Origin of the sequence: Streptomyces sp. H51 (assembly GCF_035656535.1) — a bacterium.
Classification (GTDB): Bacteria; Actinomycetota; Actinomycetes; order Streptomycetales; family Streptomycetaceae; genus Streptomyces.
In genome coordinates this window covers 527,327-534,056 of the sequence record NZ_JAYMHD010000011.1, presented here as the reverse complement: position 1 = coordinate 534,056, position 6,730 = coordinate 527,327, and the positions used below count along the sequence as shown (strand labels likewise).

The 6,730-nt window shown below is 71.4% G+C and carries 7 protein-coding genes; 6 read left to right on the top strand and 1 reads right to left on the bottom strand.

The genetic code is table 11. The features are described from left to right. Positions 1 to 263: 263 nt before the first annotated feature. On the bottom strand, positions 264 to 914 hold the full coding sequence (locus VKA29_RS02880; RefSeq protein WP_324783517.1) for a DUF461 domain-containing protein: 651 nt from the start codon (positions 912 to 914) through the stop codon (positions 264 to 266). Positions 915 to 1,526: 612 nt separating this feature from the next. Between VKA29_RS02880 and VKA29_RS02875 the strand changes: the two genes are divergently transcribed. From VKA29_RS02875 to rlmB, 6 genes are all read left to right on the top strand, one after another. After that, positions 1,527 to 2,009, top strand: a complete 483-nt coding sequence (locus tag VKA29_RS02875) for a CarD family transcriptional regulator (protein ID WP_003953493.1) — start codon at positions 1,527 to 1,529, stop codon at positions 2,007 to 2,009. 361 nt (positions 2,010 to 2,370) lie between these two features. After that, positions 2,371 to 3,126, top strand: coding sequence for a 2-C-methyl-D-erythritol 4-phosphate cytidylyltransferase (ispD, locus tag VKA29_RS02870; RefSeq protein ID WP_324783516.1), 756 nt, complete (start codon positions 2,371 to 2,373; stop codon positions 3,124 to 3,126). After that, a complete protein-coding gene (ispF, locus tag VKA29_RS02865; protein ID WP_324783515.1) occupies positions 3,113 to 3,622 on the top strand; it encodes a 2-C-methyl-D-erythritol 2,4-cyclodiphosphate synthase in 510 nt (169 codons plus the stop codon). Before ispD ends, ispF begins: the two co-directional genes overlap by 14 nt. 55 nt (positions 3,623 to 3,677) lie before the next feature. After that, positions 3,678 to 4,082, top strand: coding sequence for a PPOX class F420-dependent oxidoreductase (locus tag VKA29_RS02860; RefSeq protein ID WP_324783514.1), 405 nt, complete (start codon positions 3,678 to 3,680; stop codon positions 4,080 to 4,082). Between the two features lie 99 nt (positions 4,083 to 4,181). Then, a complete protein-coding gene (gene cysS / locus VKA29_RS02855; RefSeq protein ID WP_324783513.1) occupies positions 4,182 to 5,579 on the top strand; it encodes a cysteine--tRNA ligase in 1,398 nt (465 codons plus the stop codon). 94 nt (positions 5,580 to 5,673) lie between these two features. Then, a complete protein-coding gene (rlmB, locus tag VKA29_RS02850) occupies positions 5,674 to 6,612 on the top strand; it encodes a 23S rRNA (guanosine(2251)-2'-O)-methyltransferase RlmB (protein WP_324783512.1) in 939 nt (312 codons plus the stop codon). Positions 6,613 to 6,730: the final 118 nt, after the last annotated feature.

Below are 6,730 nucleotides of genomic sequence, written 5' to 3'. Positions count from 1 at the left end.
GCCGGTCCTGAGCCGCCGGTGCCGAGCCGCCGGTCCTGAGCCGCCGGTGCCGAGCCGCCGGTCCTGAGCCGCCGGTGCCGAGCCGTCGGCCCTGAGCCGTCGGTCCTGAGCCGCCGGTCCCGAGCCGTCGAGCCAGCCGCTGGCCCCGGGCCGTCGAGGCCGCAGTGCCGTACCGCCTGGGGCACCAGGCCGTCGCCGGCCGTGCGGGACATGCCGAAGGGCGGGACCTCCCCGGGAGGTCCCGCCCTTCGGCGTACGGCTGCTCAGCCGGCCGTGGCCGTGGCGCTCGCGGTGGCCGAACCGGTCGCCGTGGCCCCGGCGGACGGCGACTCGCTCGTCGAGGCCGACGCGGAGGCGGAGGCGGACGGCGTCTCGGTGGCCGAGGCGGTCGCCGAGGGGGTCTCGCTCGGGCCCCAGGAGGAGAAGTAGCTCTCGGCCGGGACGACGAACGCGCGCAGGCTGATCTCGCCCGTCTTGCTGAAGGTGAAGGTGATCTTCTGCGCGTTGCCGTCCTGGAGGGCCTCACGGCCGCTCGGCAGGACGGCGGAGGCGTTGCCCTTGCCGCCGATCACGACGGAGCCGTGCGCCGGGACGATCAGCGGACCGGCGCCCTTGGCGGGCTTGACCCGGGCGGACGCGCTGGTGCCGGGAAGCGTGACGGAGTCCAGCGTCTGATCGCGGTTGCCCATGTTGAACACGGTCGCGGAGACCACGGCCGGGCCCTTCGACTCACGGTCGGGCTGCGTGATGATCAGGACGTTCTGGAGCCGGAGGTCACCGACGGCCGTCGCCGCGTTGTCCGGCTTGATCTGCAGCGTCTGGGCGTCGTTGCCCGCTGCGCACGCGGCGAGCGAGGCGATCGAGATCGCGATGGCGGAGGCGGCGAGGGCGCCGCGTCGAAGGCTGCTGCTCACGGCGGCGGCAACTCCTTGACTCGAGCGTGGCGACCATAAAGCCGCCCTAAGTGTCTGTCAGCGGCCTCAGGTTACCGAGCCGTTCCCCGGGGCCCGCACCCGACCCTCCCTCAAGGGCCCCGTCTTCCCTCCGCGGGGCGTAACGCTCACCGATCTCACCTGCGTCTCACGTGTCTCATCCGACTCACCAGTCACATTGCCGTGACGCCCGTACGGCATTCACATAAGCCGGCTCGCAAAATTTCCGTGAAGGAATGTGCGGCGGCTCGGAAATCGATCACACACCGCCCGGCCGGGGGTCCGTGATCAATTCCGGAAACGCCCCGTACCCGACTCCCGTCTGCCGAACGGAGTAGCGGAAGTCGCACGTGTGGAACCAGACATTTGGGGACGTTCGGACGCTCTGGCGGGCCCTCGGATGCGTGTAACGTACGGGTTTCACGTGCCCCGGACAGCGGCTCCGACCTGCGAATACCTTCTCCGGTCGGCCCCGCGCAGCACGTTCCGGTTGCTGTTGTCAAGCCCTGAGATATGCCCTGACCTGCGGAAACGCCATTCAGAACCCGCGGTTTCCGTGTTACCCTGGATAGCCACGGAAGGGGTACCTGTCACATGACGTTCAAGGTTGGCGACACCGTGGTCTATCCCCATCACGGGGCCGCGCTGATCGAGGCCATCGAAACTCGCCAGATCAAAGGCGTGGACAAGACCTACTTGGTGCTGAAGGTCGCCCAGGGTGACCTGACGGTACGTGTGCCAGCGGACAATGCGGAGTTCGTCGGCGTGCGTGATGTGGTCGGTCAGGACGGGCTGGACCGGGTCTTCGAGGTGCTGCGCGCGCCGTACGCCGAGGAGCCCACGAACTGGTCGCGCCGCTACAAGGCAAACCTGGAGAAGCTCGCCTCCGGCGATGTCATCAAGGTCGCGGAAGTCGTGCGTGACCTGTGGCGTCGTGAGCGTGAGCGCGGACTCTCCGCCGGTGAGAAGCGCATGCTCGCCAAGGCCCGCCAGATCCTGGTGAGCGAGCTCGCCCTCGCGGAGAACACGAACGAGGACAAGGCCGAGGCCCTGCTCGACGAGGTTCTCGCGTCCTGAACGCCTGACGCAGGCGCGAGCCCGCCTCAGCACTCGGAACATGGAAATGCCGCGGTGCCCGATGACGCATTCCCGTCGCCGGGCGCTGCGGCATGTCCGTGCGCGGAACACTCCGTGCGCGGAAAACTCCATACGTGGACGCTCCGTACCGCGCCGACGCTCCGTACTCCGTACCGCGCGGACGCCGTCCGTACACCCGCTCGGGGAGACTTCCCCCGATACTTGGTGCCCCGATACTCGGCGTGCCGGGCCCGGGCAGTCGGCTCGACCAGTGTCACGGAAGGGTCCGGTCAAGGCGTCGTGCCCGGCACTTCCCGTGCCATACCCAAGCCGGGCCCGCACACAAACCTGACAGGAACCGATGTCTGACGATTCGCGCCCTTCACCCACGGAGCTGCGTACGGCAGCCGTGATTCCGGCCGCCGGCCGGGGCGTACGCCTCGGTCCGGGGGCCCCCAAGGCGCTCCGCGCGCTGGGCGGCACGCCCATGCTCATCCACGCGGTGCGCGCGATGGCCGCCTCCCGCGCCGTGTCCCTGGTGGTCGTCGTGGCCCCGCCCGAGGGCGTGGCCGAGGTCAAGTCGCTGCTCGACGCGCACGCGCTGCCCGACCGGACCGACTTCCTCGTCGTCCCCGGCGGGCACAGCCGCCAGGAGTCCGTGCGGCTCGGCCTGGACGCGCTGCCGCCCGGCCACGACATCGTGCTGGTGCACGACGCGGCGCGGCCGCTGGTGCCGGTGGACACCGTGGACGCGGTGATCGAGACGGTGCGCGCGGGCGCCCCGGCCGTCGTGCCCGCGCTGCCCCTCGCGGACACCGTGAAGGAGGTCGAGCCGGCCGCCGTCCCCGGGGACCCGGAGCCGGTGGTGGCCACCCCGGTGCGGGCCCGGCTGCGGGCCGTCCAGACGCCCCAGGGCTTCGACCGGGCCACGCTGGTCCGCGCGCACGAGACGGTCACCGACGACGTCACCGACGACGCCGGCATGGTGGAGCGGCTCGGGCTGACGGTCGTGGCCGTGCCGGGCCACGAGGAGGCCTTCAAGGTCACCCGCCCGCTCGACCTCGTCCTCGCCGAGGCGGTCCTGGCCCGCAGGAGGCTCAACGATGGCTTCTTCTGAGGCTGCTTCCGGCGGGATCCCGCTTCCCCAGGTCGGCATCGGCACCGACATCCACGCCTTCGAGGACGGCCGCGAGCTGTGGTGCGCGGGCCTGAAGTGGGAGGGCGAGGGGCCCGGACTGGCCGGCCACTCCGACGCGGACGTCGTCGCGCACGCGGCGTGCAACGCGCTGTTCTCCGCCGCCGGACTCGGTGACCTGGGGCAGCACTTCGGCACCGGGCGCCCCGAGTGGTCGGGCGCCTCCGGGGTGACGCTGCTGACCGAGGCCGCGCGGATCGTGCGCGCGGCGGGCTTCCGGATCGGCAACGTCGCCGTACAGGTGGTGGGGGACCGCCCGAAGATCGGCAAGCGGCGCGAGGAGGCCCAGAAGATCCTGTCCGAAGCGGCCGGGGCGCCGGTGTCGGTGTCCGGGGCGACCACGGACGGGCTCGGCTTCCCGGGGCGGGGCGAAGGGCTGATGGCGATCGCCACGGCGCTGGTGGTGCGGGTGAGCTGACGGCCGACGGGGTACTCGTCACCGGGAACCATCGAGGTCCACGGAAGGGTGCCCCATGTCAGCCGTACTGTCCGACCGGCTCAAGGAACTGCTCGACAGCCCCGTCTTCGTGACCGTCGGCACGATCCAGCCCGACGGCAGCCCCCAGCTCTCGCCCGTCTGGGTGGCGCGCGACGGGGACGACCTCCTCCTCTCCACGACCGTGGACCGCCGCAAGAAGCGGAACCTGGACCGCGACCCGCGCGTCAGCGTCGTCGTCCAGATCCCCGACTCCCCTTATGAGTACGCGGAGATCAGAGGTCACGCCGAGCTGACCACCGAGGGCGGGCAGGAACTCATCGACCGGCTCTCGCTGAAGTACACCGGGAAGAAGTACGCCGAGTTCAACCCGGCGTCCGCGCAGGACGCCGAACGGGTCGTCGTACGGATCGTCCCGCGCAAGGTCGTCGGCAACGTCTGAGCGCCCGCGCACGTCCCGGGCCGCCCGCGTAGGTCACGAAAGCGTGCTGCTTGAGCCAGGGGTAGTGGGGCACTGTGCCGCGCCCACTACCCTGGAGTGGTGACTATTCGCCTGTACGACACCAACGCCCGGCAGATCCGCGACTTCACCCCGCTCCAGCCGGGCTGTGTCTCGATCTACCTGTGCGGTGCCACCGTGCAGGCCGCACCGCACATCGGGCACATCCGCTCGGGCCTGAACTTCGACATCATGCGCCGCTGGTTCGCGTACCGCGGCTATGACGTGACCTTCATCAGGAACGTCACGGACATCGACGACAAGATCATCGCCAAGGCCGGGGAGCAGGGCCGCCCCTGGTGGTCCATCGGCTACGAGAACGAGCGGGCGTTCAACGACGGCTACACCGCCCTCGGCTGCCTGCCGCCCACCTACGAGCCGCGCGCCACCGGTCACGTGCCCGAGATGATCGAGATGATGCAGCGCCTCATCGAGCGCGGCCACGCCTACGAGGCCGACGGCAACGTCTACTTCGACGTGCGCTCCTTCCCCGGCTACCTGGAGCTGTCCCGGCAGGAGCTGGACAACCTGCTCCAGCCGTCCGGGGAGGGCGAGACCGGCAAGCGGGACCCGCGGGACTTCGCCATGTGGAAGGCCGCCAAGCCGGGCGAGCCGACCTGGCCGACGCCGTGGGGCCGCGGACGCCCCGGCTGGCACCTGGAGTGCTCGGCGATGGCCCACAAGTACCTCGGCCCGGCCTTCGACATCCACGGCGGCGGGCTCGACCTGATCTTCCCGCACCACGAGAACGAGATCGCCCAGGCCAAGGCGTCCGGCGACGAGTTCGCCCGGTACTGGGTGCACAACGCCTGGGTGACCATGGCCGGCGACAAGATGTCCAAGTCTCTCGGCAACTCGGTGCTGGTCAGCGAGATGGTCAAGACCTGGCGTCCCATCGTGCTGCGCTACTACCTCGGCACCCCGCACTACCGCTCGATGATCGAGTACAGCGAGGAGGCGCTGCGCGAGGCCGAGTCGGCGTTCGCGCGGATCGAGGGCTTCATCCAGCGCGTGGTGGAGAAGGCGGGCACCGTCGAACCGGCCGCCGACGTGCCGCCCGCCTTCGCCGAGGCGATGGACGACGACCTCGGCGTGCCGCAGGCCCTCGCCGTGCTGCACACCACCGTCCGGCAGGGCAACTCCGCCCTCGCCGCCGACGACAAGGAAGCCGCCGTGGCCCGCCTCGCCGAGGTGCGCGCCATGCTCGGCGTCCTCGGCCTGGACCCCCTCGACGCGCACTGGGCCGGCGAGACCGACCGCGGCGAGGACCTGCACGGCGTCGTCGACAGCCTCGTCCGCATGGTCCTCGACCAGCGCGAGGCGGCCCGCTCCCGCAAGGACTGGGCCACCGCCGACGCCCTGCGCGACCAGCTCGGCCAGGCGGGCCTCACCATCGAGGACAGCCCGCAGGGGCCGCGCTGGAGTCTCGGCCCGCGCTGAGGCGCAGCACCGAAGATCGACTGTGCCGCCCGGCCTCCCGGGCGGCACACTGCATAGACGTACGTACGACATTCTCACGACAGACAGGTAGGTCATGGCCGCGAACAACCGCCGCATGTCCGGCAAGAAGGGCGCGCAGGTCGGCAGCGGCGGCCAGCGGCGCCGGGGCCTCGAGGGCAAGGGGCCGACCCCGCCCGCCGAGATGCGCAAGGGGCACGCCAAGCAGCGCGCCGCGCAGGCCAAGGTGCGCCGCTCCCAAGGGCGTCCGCCGCAGCGCAGGGGCGGCAAGGGGACGTCCGAGCTGGTCGTCGGCCGCAACCCGGTGGTCGAGGCGCTGCGCGAGGGCGTGCCCGCGAGCACCCTCTACGTCCAGCAGTTCATCGACAACGACGAGCGGGTCCGCGAGGCGCTGCAGCTCGCCGCCGACCGCGGCGGCATCAACCTCATGGAGGCCCCGCGCCCCGAGCTCGACCGCATGACCAACGGGCTCAACCACCAGGGCCTGGTCCTCCAGGTCCCGCCGTACGAGTACGCCCACCCCGAGGACCTGGTGGCCGCCGCCCACGACGAGGGCGCGGACCCGCTGATCGTCGCCCTCGACGGCGTCACCGACCCGCGCAACCTCGGCGCCGTGGTGCGGTCCGTCTCCGCCTTCGGCGGCCACGGCGTGGTCGTGCCGGAGCGGCGGGCGGCCGGCATGACCGCCGGCGCCTGGAAGACGTCCGCGGGCACCGCCGCCCGCACGCCCGTCGCCCGCGCCACCAACCTCACGCGGGCGCTGGAGGCTTACAAGAAGGCCGGTCTCGTGGTGGTCGGCCTCGCCGCCGACGGCGAGGCCGAACTCGGCGAGCTGGACGCCCTGGCGGGCCCGGTCGTCATCGTCGTGGGCAGCGAGGGCAAGGGCCTGTCCCGCCTGGTCGGCGAGACCTGCGACTTCCGGGTGCGCATTCCGATGCCGGGCGGCGCGGAGTCGCTCAACGCCGGTGTCGCGGCGGGGATCGTGCTGTACGAGGCGGCGCGCCGGCGGGACTGAACGGACGTTCGGCACCGTCCCCCGATCGGGGTGTTCTGGGCGTCCTGGGCGAGCTTGACGCGGTCCGGACACTTCGGACCGGTCGCGGCAGTGTCCTAACCACACGTCACTCGGTTAG